The sequence below is a fragment of the Streptomyces sennicomposti genome, assembly GCF_019890635.1.
Lineage (GTDB): Bacteria > Actinomycetota > Actinomycetes > Streptomycetales > Streptomycetaceae > Streptomyces > Streptomyces sennicomposti.
The window spans coordinates 1-14,312 of sequence record NZ_JAIOAB010000097.1; the positions used below are offsets into that span (position 1 = coordinate 1).

The window sequence follows — 14,312 nt, forward strand, 5'->3', positions numbered from 1 at the left end:
CGTAGGCGTGCCGGGTGAGCTGGTAGGCGAAGTCGGTCAAGGCCTGGCGCAGCGGTACACCCGATGCTTTGGCGCGGCCATAAACCCGGGCTTCACCGACGACCGCGTATGACTGGGAAGCATCGGCGGAGGGAACACCAGGCAGAGCGCAGGGTATGTATACCGATGATGTTCCGGCACTCGAATCCATTTGAGTCACGGCTTGAATGTCACCGGAAGTCACGCGGATTATTTCCCCGCTCCCCCTGGAACCGCGATAAAATTCGATCCATTTCTCTCTTGACGTCGACTGAACCTGCGCCCCTCCGGAGAGGCTCGAATGATTGCTCGTGGTGACATAGCACGAGAATGTGCGACCATGCTCGGCGCTTCGATCACTGGACCCAGTGTCAGCAGATCGCGCACGTGGCAGCACCTGCTTCACCGTGTCGCGCTCAAGCGTGCCGTCACACATTTTCGCAGGGAGTAGATAGAGACCTTTATTAAAATATGCCAATCCAGCCCCAGAGAAAGCCCCGAGAACCACCAGGATGAGCAAGATCACTCTTATGTCGCGCCGGGAAGGTGAAACTCTGCGCGACCCCTGCGCCCCCTCCATCAGGTCCGCTCCTTCACGTTACTCAAAAGTTCACTACTGGCATCCCAGCCTTCATTGACAGCGTCGCGCATGATCCCATCGGTTCCATCCTTCGGCAGATCCACATGGTGCCGAGCAATAGCATCTTCAGTCGACAACTGCGTCTGCAGGCTGACGGAATCTCGCATTGCATAGAGATCCCTGGCACTCACATACAGCCCCGTGTCTTTGGCCCCGTCCATCTGCTGGCCATCCATCAGGCGGTCAACAGCCGCAGCGGCGACGGCGCCGCCCAGCCCTCCGACAGCCGATCCCATGATTTTGCCGCCCAGATGCTCAGGAACCTCCAACCCCGAGAAGGCGATCTGGACCCAAATCTTGGCGAAGTCACCTTTTTGCTTCAATCCCTCATTGAAGTCTTTCTCGCCGTCAACGAAACCTTTTACTTCACCGTCGGCAACGGAATGAGCGACAATACCCTCGATAATGCCCGCATTTTTCCCGATATGCCCGAGAACCTGATCGCGAGTACCATCGAAGAAAGATGGGTCGGAAAGGTGCGCGTCAAGGAGGCCGCCAGTGTAGATGCTTTCACCATAGATAATCCCTGCCCTTCCCGCGGGGTCCGCAGAAGTCAAGGAAAGAAACCTCACCACATCACGGACACCGTCGCCTACGAAAGCACCAGGCGCTTCGCTGCCCGTCAGGAAAATAGATCCCGACTTACTCCCGGCCAAACCCTGGCTTATCTCCGGCATGTAGGCAGCCGCCATGTTACCGAAGCTTTCACCCAAGCCCTTATGTGGAATGTCCGCGTAACCGCCGGGCTCAGCCACCGCATGCATGATGTTTGCCATGATTGCGACCTGTGTCGTGCTGTGCGGCGGCGCGATCGAGGACATGTCGCCGACCGCGACTCCGGTGACCGCGCTCTCCAGAGCGCGCCCGAGGGATTCTCCTCTGTCCGTGTATCTGGTCGTGCCGAGCATGTGGGTCAGGTCCTCTTCGGACTTGAAGGCGTGCTCAGCCGCCTCTGGGTTGTGGGAGAGCCCGTCGAACAACCCCTTGAGCGGATCCCGGCCGTTGTCGTCACCGAAGTCGAGGTCCAGGGAGTCGTAGCCCTTGACCCATAGGTCATGGGTGCCGGAGTTTCCCGCCGCCTTGTCCGCTTTGAACAGCTTCTCCCGGTAGTCGTCGAGGAACTCGGTGTCGAACTGGCCTTGGTGCATGAGACTGCTGATCACCTGGGAGCCGAGAGCACCGATCGGGTTGGACGAGCCCGAGGAACGGAAGTTGGTGTTGCGCTCGGCGATCAGGTCCTTCTTCCAGTCCCGCATGCCGTCCGAATCCGAGAACGACGCCGTAGCCAGGGTCAGGCTCAAATTCTTCTGCAGGTCCTTCATCGTTTCCAATTCCGAGCCCTTGGCCCCCGCGTGGGTTTGGGTCATCTCGGTCCAGAACTGGAGCGTGCCCTTGGCTCCCAGACGCTTTGCGAACTGCTCTGCGAACAGGGGGTCGTCGTGGTACTCCGACATCGTGCGGTTGAACGCGGCGATGTCGTCCAGGGACATTGCGTCCGGCTTCTTTGCCATCTCCGCCAGCTTCTCGGCAGCAGCGACGGCCTTGGCGGCTTCGTCGCGGTCCGCGTACGAGGCATCGGAAAAGCCGTACTTGGCCTGGTCCACGATGAGCTTCAGGGCTTGCGCGGCAGTGTTGTCGCTCTGGGTGGCCTTGGTCAGAATGCCCTGGATCTCCTTGCAGAAGGCATCCACCACTTTCTGGTCGGTCACGCCAGTCTTGCCGCTGGGGTCGGACGCCCAGTCAGGTCGGGTGTTCCCAGCAACGGTGAACCCGCCATTACCTGTATCGACCACGGTCAGGTGTTGCTCAGCTGCCCGCCTGATGGCGTCGTTCAACTGGGTTCGGTAGCTGATGAGTTCGTCGCGTGTGTCACTGAGAATCTTAGCGATCGAGTCGGCTTGAGTATGCGCGTCCGCGAACTCGGCGGCCGTCTTCGCGATGAACTCGCGGCTGACGCCGGCGTTGACACCCGCCCATTTCGCCTTGTCAGCCTTCGCCTTGAGGTTTCCCTCGGCATCCTTTTTCAGGTCCGCGAGCTTCTTCGTCATCTGCTCCCAGTCGGTGACCGCTTCACCGAGCTTGGAGAAGTTGCCGTGGCGCAGTGCGTCGAGGTCCATCGCGTCAGTGGTCCTTTCGGTCGTCGAAACCCTTGTCAAGGGTCGCGATGCTGCTGACCGCACCTGCGATGTAGGACTCGTCGGCAGCGTGCTGGTTCTGGGTGAACCGAAGGTGGTTGGAGATGTGGGCGCAGGCATCGAGCAGCGTCTTCGTCTGCTCGCTCCAGCGCTGCGTCACGTGCTCCAGTGCACCTCCCAGAGCGAAGCCCTCACCTTTGAGTCCTCCTGCGGCCGCCTCCGAGGCCACACGCGCATGCCCGCTGTAGTCCGTGAAGTGGTTGAAGAGGTCATGGGCTGCCTTGCCGACCGCTTCAAGGTCCTTGTGGCCGGCTACGAGGTCTCCCTGGCCGACTCCCTCCCCCGGATCGTTCGGAATGTGGTTCAGTTGCATCCGCGTGGAATGACGCGAGGCTGCCTGCGCCTTCAGCTGTTCCCACTCGTCCCATGCCATGTATAGCCCCCGTGTTCGACACCGCACCGCCAGACAGAGCGACGCACCACATACATTATCGGCACTGCCCAAGTGGCCTGCTGAGCCTAGCTCGTTGACTACTGAGCGCTTTGGCACGTGAACCTGGGAAGTCCCCCTCCTGATCAGCGGATTTTGTAGCGGGGCAGTTCCTCGGGGAAGGCGCGGGGCGCCTTGCACTCGGCCGGTTCGTAGGCATGCCCGGTGAGTCGGTAGGCCATGTCGGTCAGGGCCTGGTGCAGCGCCGTGTCCGTGACCTCGACGTGCTGTCCGTCCCCGGTGTCACCGCTGCGCTCGTAGGTGTGCGCGTACACGTCGGTGACGATCGCGTAGTCCTCGGAGGCGTACTCGGGAGGGACACCGGGAGGCGCGCAGGGGACGTACACCCCCGATTCACCGCCCTCGGAGTCGACTTCGGTGACGGCTTCCACCCCGACGGCGGAGACCTGCGCGATCCGTCGGGTGCCGCGCTGGTGGTGACAGTGCAGTAGAACTCGAAGCCGTCACCAGCGCCGAGGGAGTCGCCCCGTTCATCCGCCGCCCGTGCCTCCGGCAGGACCCGGATCACCATGTCCCGGGGGACGGTGTCGTCGCAGACCGTGGCGGGGAGGCGTTCGAGTCCCTTGGTGAAGAGTTGGGCGTACCCGAACCAGGCGGCGAGGTGCCGGGCACGCACCTTACCCAGCGCTCACCAGGTGCCCGCAGGCACCGGCGCGTTGCCTCACCTGTGGACGGCAGGCCCTCAGAGCGCGTCGAGTGCCTCGGGGGTGATGTCGACGTCCATGTCGTACGGCACGTCGGCCTTGAGCCGGTCGCGGTGGGTGCCGGTAAGGCTGTACGCCTTGGTCAGCGGGTCGAGTTCGTAGGTGCGGACCACGGGGTGGTGGTCGGAGCCGCTCATCTCGACCAGCCAGAAGTGCGGGATGCCCGCGGCGGCGTACTTGTGCGGCTTGGTGTCGTGGTCGCGGGCCTCGGAATCCGGCGAGACGACCTCCACGGCCAGCAGCACATCGGCGACATCGAAGCGGGTCTGGTCCCGACCCGTGATCGCCTCTGCCCGGACCACGCTGATGTCGGGCTCCGGTCCGTTACGGCGGTCCAAGACGACTGTCATCTCCCGGACGACCTTCAGCTTCGGTGGAGCCGTACGTCGCAGACCGGCCACCAGCAGGTCGATGACGATGCTGTGGAAGTACCGCTGTGGGCTCGCGAAGGCCAGGCTCCCGTCGATCAGCTCGGTGTGCGGCGGGAGGTCGGGCACCGTGAACAGGTCGTCCACGGTGTATCCGTCCCGGGGCGGAACCGGCCGGCGGAAGCCGGGCTCGGCGGTCGGCTCGGCGGTCATGATTCCTCCCATGGGCGGTATCTTCGGCCTGCCTGTCCACGGTAGCCGCCGAGATCGGCGCACGTCATCACAATGGGTGACCGGTGGGCCAGTGGTGTGACACCGGACGCGGTGCGGAGTTCAGCAGGCCGGGAGGGCTGTGGTCACTGCTCTGTGGACGGCTCGGGCGAGGCGGGCGCCCCAGAGGGAGCGGGGGCCGGCGAAGGCGTGGAGGTCGGTGCCGGGGGCGGGGACGCGGGCGGCGACGCAGACGGCGTCCGTGGGGGTGCCGGAGCAGTCGTGGCCCGCGTCGAGCAGGGCCTGGACCTTGGCCTCCGTGGCGGTGGCGACCGCGTTGACCAGGGCGGCGTCCGTCAGCGCCACGGGCAGGGCGGCGACGATGTTGATCGTGCCGGGCTGTACGGGCACCACCGTGCCCTCGGTGTGCTCCGCCGGGGCGGCGGCCCAGCCTCGTACGCTGATGCCCGCCGTGGCCACCGCCTGCGCGCCGGCGTCCTCCGCCCGGCCGTGCCGGGTGACGTCGGCCGCCGTCATCAGCCCCACCCCCGGTCCCACCGCACCGGCCCCGGCGGCCAGTTCGGCGAGGTGCCGGTCGGGGTCGGTGCGCCGGTAGCCGTGGGCGACCTGGGCGTTGAGCACCCAGCGCCGCTCGCCGATCCCGCCGCCGAGCACCGCGCTGCTGATCATCCGCCATCCCGGCCCGGCCTCCCACAGCAGCGCGTGCAGTCGTTCGCCGTCCTCCGAGCGGGTCAGCAGCCGGGCGGAACGCGGGCCGGCGGTCGTGGCGGAGGCGGGGAGGGCGGCGGTCACCGGACGGGGCTCCTTCGGTGGGGGACCGGCTGATCGTATGCGAGCGGTCGCCGCGTTCCTCGTGCGCCGGGGCGCCCGGGCGGGGTTGCGCCCCCAACCCCCTTGCGGCGGCGGCGAGTCGGTGGTGGCCTGTCGGCAACGAAAGGGCGGTGAACACTGCGGGGTCCGGGCAGTGCACGTCGGCACCGCCCCCGGGCAGGATGAGCGCACCGGCGGGCCGCCCGTTCGGAACACCGCCGCGCGCGGTCCCGTCGTGCGCGGCCGGCCGGTGCGGACCGCGTCCGACGACTTCTCGACATCAAGGGGGACTTCCATGCCCATGAGACCGACCCGTACGGCGCTGACCGCGGCCGCGATCGCACTGGCTCCGGCGCTGCTCCTGACATCCCCGGCTCTCGCCGCCGCGGCCACGGCGCCGGCCGCCACCGCGTCGGCCACCTCGAACGCTGCGGCCGCTTCGAACGCGGCGGACGCGTCGGAGCCGTCCTCGCCGTACGACACGATGTCGGAGGAGGACCTCCGTATCGCGGTCCTGCGCATCCTGGCCGCCCCGGACTCCGGCAAGGGCGTCCGCCGCGAGGCGAACAAGGCACTGGACGGCACGGTCGAGGACCTGCGCACCTTCCTCAAGACGGGTTACCGCCTCGCCCAGGCCGAGGACGACCGCGTCGCGATCTTCACCATCCTCGCCAAACCCGAGAGCGGCAAGGCCGTCCACCGCGAGGCCGGGAAAGCCCTGGACGACGACACCCCCGAAGCCCTGCGCACCTTCCTCACCACCGGCTACCGCCTCGCCCAGGCCGAGGACGACCGCGTCGCCATCTTCACCATCCTCGCCAAACCCGGCATCAGCCCCGCCCTGCGCGCGGCGGCGTCGCAGGCCCTGGACGACGGCTCCCCGGAGGCGCTGCGCCACTTCCTGGAGGTCGGCCAGTACGAGGCGGACCGCTAGGCCGTGTCGTCAAATTCCCGCCTGCTCCGCGACGCCATGCACGCACTCTCGCCGCACCGGACCCAGACCCGAGTACGTCCAGTACGAGGGTCAGGATCCGGCACGCCGAGAGCACGCACCTGACGCCGCAGAGCGCGCCCTCCGGGCGGACGGCGGGAATTTGACGACACGGCCTAGGGCCGCTCGTTTTGGATCAGGCCGGGCGTCGCGGAGTCTGGCACCGCGCCCCGCCGCGTCCGTCCGAGGAGTGCGCGGCGTGGGGACGAGTAGCCGAAGACGTCCCGGCGCCGTGGGTCCTCACGGCGCCGGGACGTCCCAGGTCCCCGGAGGGCGTCTCACCCCACCCGCCGCGCCCCCGCCGACGGCACCGCCTCGAAGATGCGGGGCGGGGTGAAGGACGCGGTGGTGAAGGCCTCTTCGAGGGACTTCGTGAGCGACGGGACGTCCGGCTCCTCCGCGAGGACGATCGCCGAGCCGCCGAAGCCGCCGCCCGTCATGCGGGCGCCCAGGGCGCCGGCGGACAGCGCGGTGTCGACGGCCAGGTCCAGTTCCGGGCAGGAGATGCGGAAGTCGTCGCGCAGGGAGGCGTGGCCCTCGGTGAGGACCGGGCCGATCGCGCGGGTCCGGCCCGACTCCAGGAGGGACACGACCCGTTCGACCCGCTCGTTCTCCGTGACGATGTGGCGGACCAGGCGCCACACCTCCGGCTCGTCGCCGAGCCGTTCCAGCGCCGCGTCCAGCTCGGCGTGGGGCACGTCGCGCAGCGCGTCCACGCCCAGCAGCGCCGCGCCCTTCTCGCAGCCGGCGCGGCGCTTGCCGTACTCGCCGTCGCTGTGGGCGTGCTTGACGCGGGTGTCGACGACGAGGAGGCGCATGCCCTCGGCGGCCAGGTCGAAGGGGATCTGGCGCTGGGACAGGTCGCGGGTGTCCAGGAACAGCGCGTGGCCGGCGGTGCAGCAGGCCGAGGCGGTCTGGTCCATGATGCCGGTCGGCGCGCCGACGTAGACGTTCTCGGCGCGCTGGCACAGACGGGCCAGCTGCCAGCCCTTCAGGCCGAGGCCGTAGAGGTCGTTGAGGGCCAGGGCGACCACGACCTCCAGCGCGGCCGAGGAGGACAGGCCCGCCCCGGACGGCACCGTCGAGGTCAGGTGCACGTCCGCGCCCGTCACCTCGTGGCCCGCCTCGCGCAGCGCCCACACCACGCCCGCCGGGTACGCCGTCCACTCCCGGTCGGAGGCGGGGGCCAGGTCGGCCACCCGCAGTTCGACCGGGCCGCCCGGCACGTCCGCCGAGTGCAGCCGCAGTACGCCGTCGTCCCGGCGGGACACCGCCGCGACCGTGTGGTGCGGCAGCGCGAACGGCATCACGAAGCCGTCGTTGTAGTCGGTGTGCTCGCCGATGAGGTTGACGCGGCCCGGCGCCGCCCAGACGCCGTCGGGTCCGGCGCCGTAGAGCGCGGTGAAGCCGTTCCCGACCTCCCGGACCTCCTGGACCTCCTTGGCCTCTCCGCCCTCGTGACCCTCTGGGGCCTTGTGGCCCTCTTCGGGCTTCCGGACCTCTTCTGCCCCCACTACTGCTCCTTCGTGACGGTCTGCGCGAACTCCCAGGCGTCCGCGACGATGCCCGCGAGATCCGCGCGGGACGGGGTCCAGCCGAGCTTGTCGCGGGCGGCGGCCGCGGAGGCCACCAGGACCGCCGGGTCGCCGGCCCGGCGCGGGGCGGTGACCTCGGGGATCGGGTGGCCGGTGACCTGCCGCACGGTCTCGATCACCTCGCGCACCGAGAAGCCGCTGCCGTTGCCGAGGTTGCAGATCAGGTGCTCGCCCGGGGCGGCGGCCTTCAGCGCCAGCAGATGCGCCTCGGCCAGGTCGGCGACGTGGATGTAGTCGCGGACGCAGGTGCCGTCCGGGGTCGGGTAGTCGTCGCCGTAGACGGAGATCGCGTCCCGGCGGCCCTGCGCGACCTGGAGGACGAGCGGGATGAGGTGCGACTCGGGCTGGTGCCGCTCGCCGTACGCGCCGTACGCCCCGGCCACGTTGAAGTAGCGCAGCGAGACCGCGCCCAGGCCGTGCGCCGCCGCCTCGCCGGTGATCATGTGGTCGACGGCCAGCTTGGACGCGCCGTAGGGGGAGGTCGGGGCGGTCGGGTCGGTCTCGGTGATCGGGGTGCTGACCGGCTCGCCGTAGGTGGCCGCCGTGGAGGAGAAGACCAGCCTGCGCACGCCGGCCTCGCGCATCGCGGCGAGCAGCGCCATGGTGCCGCCGACGTTGTTGTCCCAGTACTTCTCCGGCTTCACCACCGACTCGCCGACCTGGGAGAACGCGGCGAAGTGCAGCACCGCGTCGTAGGAGGCGTCCAGCCACTTGGCGGCGTCGCGGATGTCGCCCTCGACGAAGGCGGCGCCGGCCGGCACGCCCTCGCTGAAGCCCGTCGAGAGGTTGTCGAGGACGGTGACCTCGTGACCCGCCTCCAGCAGATGCTGGGCGACCACGCTGCCGACATAGCCCGCGCCGCCCGTCACCAGGTACTTCCCGCTCATGAACTCGCTACCTCTCGCAATCGCTCGGCCGCGCGCTCCGGCGGCACGTCGTTGATGAAGACGTTCATGCCGGACTCGGAGCCCGCGAGGAACTTCAGCTTGCCGGAAGTGCGGCGGATGGTGAAAAGCTCGAGGTGGAGCGCGAAGTCCTCGCGGACCACACCCTCGAACTTGGCCAGCGCGCCGAACGGCGCCTGGTGCCAGGCGGCGATGTACGGGGTCGGCGGCTCGCCGTCGCCGAAGATCCGGTCGAAGCGCCTCAAGAGTTCCAGATACACCTGGGGGAATTCTGTGCGCGCCGCCTCGTCCAGCGCGAGCAGGTCGGGGACCCGGCGTTTGGGGTAGAGGTGCACCTCGTAGGGCCAGTGCGCGGCGTACGGCACGAAGGCCGCCCAGTGCTCGCTCTCCAGGACGACCCGCTCACCGGCGAGTTCCCGTTCCAGCACGGCGTCGAAAAGGTTCTCGCCGCCGGACGCCTCCTTGTGGGCGGCGAGCGAGGTCAGCATCCGCGCGGTGCGCGGGGTGGTGAAGGGGTAGGCGTAGATCTGGCCGTGGGGGTGACCCAGGGTCACGCCGATCTCGGCGCCGCGATTCTCGAAACAGAACACCTGCTCGACGGAGGGCAGATGCGACAGCTCCGACGTCCGGTCGGTCCACGCCTGGAGGACCAGCCGCGCCTGTTCCTCGGTCAGATCGGCGAAGGACGCGTCGTGGTCGGAGGTGAAGCAGACGACCTCGCAGCGGCCCGAGTCGCCGGCCAGCGACGGGAAGCGGTTCTCGAAGACCACCACGTCGTACGACTCGTCGGGGATCTCGGTCAGGCGCTCGCCGCGCGTCGGGCACAGGGGGCACTCGTCGGCCGGCGGGTGGTAGGTGCGGCCCTGGCGGTGCGAGGCCACGGCGACCGCGTCGCCGAGCAGCACGTCGGGGCGGATCTCGGAGGTGGTGACGGTCGGCTCCAGCGGGCGCCGGTCGACGGCGTCGCGCACGGTGTCGTCACCGAGGTCGTAGTAGATCAGCTCACGGCCGTCGGCCAGCCGGGTCGAGGTCTTCTTCACTGCCGGACTCCCTACTGGTCCACGCGGACGCCCGACCGGTCCGCGTCCGGGCCGCCGCACCCGCTCAACCCATCAACCGAATCACTCAACACAATCCAACATAACACATCACAACCAATCACCGAAGCCTTCGCGATGCCACAGCGCCCGAGTGACCGCTGGTGTGGCGAAAGGTCACTTCAGCGCTACATCACAATCAAACAAAGACAACCAACAAAAGTGTTCATTTTATGAACGCGGAGGCGTAGGTTCCACGCTGGATCAGTTCGCGCGACGAAGCGAGTTCTCATGCAAACCCCCACATACGCACCCGCGTACCTGGCAGCGGAGCTACGGCTGCCCACCAACGGCCTCGACTACGCGATCCTCGGCATCTACTTCGCCGTGGTCCTCGGTATCGGTTTCGCCGCCCGCCGCTCGGTCAAGACCAGCCTCGACTTCTTCCTCTCCGGGCGCTCGCTGCCCGCCTGGATCACCGGTCTGGCGTTCATCTCGGCCAACCTGGCCGCCACCGAGATCCTCGGCATGGCCGCCAACAGCGCCCAGTACGGCGCGTACACCGTGCACTGGTACTGGATCGGCGCCATCCCGGCCATGGTCTTCCTCGGCCTGGTGATGATGCCCTTCTACTACGGCTCCAAGGTGCGCTCGGTCCCCGAGTTCCTGCTGCTGCGCTTCGACAAGGGCGCGCATCTGCTCAGCTCGATCCTGTTCGCCTTCGCGGCGATCCTGATCGCGGGCGTCAACCTCTACGCCCTCGCGATCGTCGTCGAGGCGCTGCTGGGCTGGCCGCAGTGGGTGGCGATCGTGGTCGCGGGCTTCTTCGTCCTCGCCTACATCACCCTCGGCGGACTGTCGTCGGCGATCTACAACGAGGTGCTGCAGTTCTTCGTGATCCTCGCGGCGCTCATCCCGATCGTCGTGCTCAGCCTGAAGAAGGTCGGCGGCTGGGACGGCCTGACCCACAAGCTGACCGCGCAGCACGGCGAGAACTTCACCAGCGCCTGGGGCGGCACCGGCATCGGCCACGCCAACCCGCTCGGCGCGAACTGGCTGACCATCGTGCTCGGTCTCGGCTTCGTGCTGTCCTTCGGCTACTGGACGACCAACTTCGCCGAGGTGCAGCGGGCGCTGTCCGCGAAGAACCTGTCCGCCGCGCAGCGCACCCCGCTGATCGCCGCGTTCCCGAAGATCTTCATCGTCTTCCTGGTGATGATCCCGGGTCTGGTCGCCGCCGCGCTGGTGCCCGACATCGGCACCTCCGCCTCCGGGCTCCAGTACAACGACGCGATCCCCTACCTGATGCAGGAGCTGCTGCCCAACGGCGTGCTCGGCATCGCGGTGACCGGTCTGCTCGCCGCGTTCATGGCCGGCATGGCGGCCAACGTGTCCTCGTTCAACACCGTGTTCACCACCGACATCTGGGCGAAGTACATCGTCAAGGACCGCGAGGACACGTACTACGTGCGGTTCGGGCGGCTGATCACCGCGGTCGGCGTGCTGGCCTCGGTGGGGACGGCGTTCCTGGCGTCGTCGTTCTCGAACATCATGAGCTACCTCCAGACGCTGTTCTCCTTCTTCAACGTGCCGATGTTCGTCGTCTTCATCGTCGGCATGTTCTGGAAGCGGGCGTCGAAGAAATCCGGCTTCTGGGGGCTGCTCGCCGGCACGACCGCCGCGATGGTGAACTACTTCGTCCTCTACAAGAAGGGGATCGTGGACATCCCCAGCGACCAGGGCGCCAACTTCGTCTCCGCGATCGCCGGGTTCGTCGCGGGCGCGGTCGTCATGGTGGGGGTGTCGCTGTTCACCAAGCCGAAGGCGGCCGAGGAGCTGCGGGGGCTGGTGTACGGCACCACCTCGCCGGGCATGGCGGAGGCGCCGGCGCCCGGCGACGAGGCCTGGTACCGCCGGCCGGCGCTGCTCGGGTGGGGCGCCGTCGTCCTCGCCGCCGTCTGCTACATCCCGTTCTCGTTCTGACCGCAGGAGGATTGAGAGACCATGTCACAGGCTGAGAACTCCGGACGGTCCGAGCGTTCCGGTTACTCCGAGCAGGATGTCCAGCGGGAAGTCACCGAGCTGGAGGGGAAGTCGGCGACGGCCGCGCGGATCTTCGATCTGCGGCGCATCATCGGCGGGTTGTTCGTGCTGTACGGGGTCATCGTGACGATCACGGGGATCACCGACTCGCAGGCGGCGATCGACAAGGCGCAGGGGGTGAACATCAACCTGTGGACCGGGATCGGGATGCTGGTCCTCGGGGTGTTCTTCCTGGTGTGGCTGAAGCTGCGGCCGATCCAGACGCCGGAGGCACCGAAGTCCGAGTGAGGGCACGCTCCGCGGGGACGCGTGGTGGGACGGCACCCGGCGCCGCGGGGTGCCGTCCGGGCGCCGCAGGGTGCCGTCCGGGCGCCGCGGGGTGCCGTCCGGCGGGGCGCGGCCGGGCGCACCGGCGTCACCGGGGGCGTCTCAGGGGTGGGGGGCCTGGTCCAGGAGGCCGGTGCGGGCTGCCAGGGCCGCCGCTTCGAGGCGGGAGCCGACGCCCAGTTTCATCAGGACCCGTTGCACGTGGGTGCGGGCCGTGCTGGGGGCTATGCCCATGCCCGCGGCGATCACCCGGGTGTCCTCGCCCTCGGCGACCCTGACCAGCACCTCCACCTCGCGCGGGGTGAGCAGCCGCAGCAGTCTGCGGCCCTCGTCGTCCGGTTCGGCGGCCGGGTTGAGCAGCTCGGCGAAGGCCCCCTGAAGCAGACCGGGGGCGATCGCGGCCTCGCCCGCCCGGGCCTTCATGATCGCCCGCTCCACGCCCTCGATCCGCTCGTCGTGGCGTACATAGCCGCAGGCCCCCGCCGCGAAGGCGGCCGCGATGCCGCGCGGGGAGGGCACGGGGCCGAGGACCACCACGGCCACCTGCGGGCGTTCCCGTCTGATCCGCGCGACCGGGTCGAAGGCGCCCGGTTCGGCCGGCGCCGCGGTGCCCAGCAGGCACACCTCCGGCGCACGGCTGATCACCAGCTCCGCCGCGCCCGCGGCCGGCGCCGCCGCGGCCAGCACCCGGTGTCCCCGCAGCTTCAGCGCCGAGGCCAGCGCCTCGGCGAGCAGTCGGTGGTCGTCGACCACCATGAGCCGCACTCCCATCGAGCAACCCCCCAGTCCCCCAGCCGACACCCGCGCGGGCCCGTCCGTGCCGCACCGGCCCGAACGGGCGGGAGGCCCCCCGGCTCTCCCGCCCGTCGCACACCGATGCTCCGGGAAACTACACGCTCGTGTGACCCGGCGCTGCCCCTACCGGCGGAAAGTGCCCCGGATCGGCGCACTTTCCGGCGCGCCGGGCTCAGCCCGCGCCGTAGGCCGCCGCCAGGGCGCGCTCGGTAGCACCCTCGTCCTCGGAGAGGTAGCGCTGGGACAAGTACAGCCGACCGTTCTGGAAGAGCACCTCGCCGTACTGCACCGGGAAGCTGACCAGGAATTCGCGGGCCTCGTAACCCGACGCGGTCTGCAGCAGGACGGTGCTCTTGAAGGTCGTGCCGTCGATGCTGACGACCTGGCCGCTCTTGCGGATGGCGGGTTCGTTGTAAGCCACGATGTTCCCGCCGTCCATGCGCAGCGGATGGAGCGTGTAGCCCGCGCCCGCGTCGGCGCGCTGCCCGGTCGCCTTGCCGGTGGCCAGATCGAAGGCGACGACTTCGTTGGTCTTGGCGATGACGTCGCCGCCCACGTCGTGCTCCGGGGTGGCCACGTAGACCTTGCCGTTGCCGACGACGATGTCGGTGCACTCCTCCAGCCGTTCGACCCCTTCGCACCTGGCCGCGGACTGCTCCGGAGGCACGGGGATCCTGGCGCGCAGCGCCCCCGTCTTGTTGTCGATGCTGAACAGGTCCGAGATGCCCTGGCCCTCGTCGGAGTCGCCGGGACTCGCGCCGACCACGAGCGGGTTCGTGGAGATGACGCTCGCGTACTCGATGCCGGGGGCCATCTTGTACTCGGACGCCACCTTCCCGGACGTCGGGTCGAGGGTCTGGATGAGCAGTCGACCGCTGCCGTACTGACCGCACTCGCGCACCGCGACCAGCTTGTCGCCGCCGCCGTAGCCGATGTCGTAGCAGGTGTCGCCGGTCTTGGGGCTCCACAGGACCTTGCCGTCGGCGAGCGAGAGGGCCGCGCCGCCGTTGGTGCTGCCCACGGCGACGGTGTTCCCGCTGAGGGTGACGTTGTCGAAACTGATCAGTTCGTCACCGGACTTGACCGTCTGCGTCCACAGCTTCTTGCCAGCGTCGAGGTCGATCGCCGCGATCTGGCTGCAGCCGTGGAAGGGCTTCGCCTTGGTCGGCATGGCCGGCTCGTACAGGATCGCCGTCTTGTGG

The 14,312-nt window shown here is 68.6% G+C and carries 14 protein-coding genes; 3 read left to right on the plus strand and 11 right to left on the minus strand.

The features are described from left to right. From K7787_RS30420 to K7787_RS30445, 6 genes are all read right to left on the minus strand, one after another. A partial coding sequence (locus tag K7787_RS30420) for a hypothetical protein (protein ID WP_223003616.1) occupies positions 1-598 on the minus strand: 598 nt, incomplete at its 3' end. Then, positions 598-2,775 carry a hypothetical protein gene (locus tag K7787_RS30425; RefSeq protein ID WP_223003617.1) on the minus strand — a complete coding sequence of 726 codons (2,178 nt, stop codon included), beginning with the start codon at positions 2,773-2,775 and terminating at the stop codon, positions 598-600. The genes K7787_RS30420 and K7787_RS30425, both read right to left, overlap by 1 nt. Before the next feature lie 4 nt (positions 2,776-2,779). Then, on the minus strand, positions 2,780-3,226 hold the full coding sequence (locus tag K7787_RS30430) for a hypothetical protein (protein WP_043260932.1): 447 nt from the start codon (positions 3,224-3,226) through the stop codon (positions 2,780-2,782). A 143-nt stretch (positions 3,227-3,369) separates the two neighbouring features. Then, complete coding sequence (locus K7787_RS30435) at positions 3,370-3,675, minus strand: hypothetical protein (protein WP_223003618.1); 306 nt, start codon at positions 3,673-3,675, stop codon at positions 3,370-3,372. A 311-nt stretch (positions 3,676-3,986) separates the two neighbouring features. After that, positions 3,987-4,589, minus strand: coding sequence for a Uma2 family endonuclease (locus K7787_RS30440; protein WP_223003624.1), 603 nt, complete (start codon positions 4,587-4,589; stop codon positions 3,987-3,989). Between the two features lie 120 nt (positions 4,590-4,709). Next, the gene (locus K7787_RS30445) at positions 4,710-5,399 is read right to left on the minus strand and encodes an adenosylcobinamide amidohydrolase (protein ID WP_223003619.1); all 690 of its coding nucleotides are present in this window, start codon (positions 5,397-5,399) and stop codon (positions 4,710-4,712) included. Between the two features lie 319 nt (positions 5,400-5,718). Between K7787_RS30445 and K7787_RS30450 the strand changes: the two genes are divergently transcribed. Then, entirely contained in the window at positions 5,719-6,351 is a 633-nt protein-coding gene (locus K7787_RS30450; protein ID WP_164387681.1) for an ALF repeat-containing protein, read from the plus strand. A 335-nt stretch (positions 6,352-6,686) separates the two neighbouring features. Here the strand turns inward: K7787_RS30450 and galK are convergent, their stop codons facing one another. Genes galK through galT form a run of 3 tightly spaced genes read right to left on the minus strand, consistent with a single transcriptional unit; the run spans position 6,687 to position 9,948 of the window. Then, on the minus strand, positions 6,687-7,922 hold the full coding sequence (gene galK / locus K7787_RS30455; protein WP_223003620.1) for a galactokinase: 1,236 nt from the start codon (positions 7,920-7,922) through the stop codon (positions 6,687-6,689). After that, complete coding sequence (gene galE, locus K7787_RS30460) at positions 7,922-8,890, minus strand: UDP-glucose 4-epimerase GalE (protein ID WP_009189068.1); 969 nt, start codon at positions 8,888-8,890, stop codon at positions 7,922-7,924. Before galE ends, galK begins: the two co-directional genes overlap by 1 nt. Beyond that, positions 8,887-9,948 (minus strand): galactose-1-phosphate uridylyltransferase, encoded by a 1,062-nt coding sequence (galT, locus tag K7787_RS30465; RefSeq protein WP_223003621.1) that lies wholly within the window; start codon positions 9,946-9,948, stop codon positions 8,887-8,889. The genes galE and galT overlap by 4 nt, the downstream gene beginning before the upstream one ends. 288 nt (positions 9,949-10,236) lie before the next feature. Between galT and K7787_RS30470 the strand changes: the two genes are divergently transcribed. After that, a complete protein-coding gene (locus K7787_RS30470; RefSeq protein WP_223003622.1) occupies positions 10,237-11,928 on the plus strand; it encodes a sodium:solute symporter family protein in 1,692 nt (563 codons plus the stop codon). Positions 11,929-11,949: 21 nt separating this feature from the next. Next, complete coding sequence (locus tag K7787_RS30475; RefSeq protein ID WP_009189071.1) at positions 11,950-12,276, plus strand: hypothetical protein; 327 nt, start codon at positions 11,950-11,952, stop codon at positions 12,274-12,276. 141 nt (positions 12,277-12,417) lie between these two features. On the opposite strand, the gene K7787_RS30480 is transcribed toward K7787_RS30475, so the two are convergent. Continuing rightward, positions 12,418-13,086 carry a response regulator transcription factor gene (locus K7787_RS30480; protein WP_027758815.1) on the minus strand — a complete coding sequence of 223 codons (669 nt, stop codon included), beginning with the start codon at positions 13,084-13,086 and terminating at the stop codon, positions 12,418-12,420. A gap of 196 nt (positions 13,087-13,282) precedes the next feature. Further along, the coding region (locus tag K7787_RS30485) for an outer membrane protein assembly factor BamB family protein (RefSeq protein WP_223003623.1) at positions 13,283-14,312 on the minus strand (1,030 nt) is incomplete at its 5' end.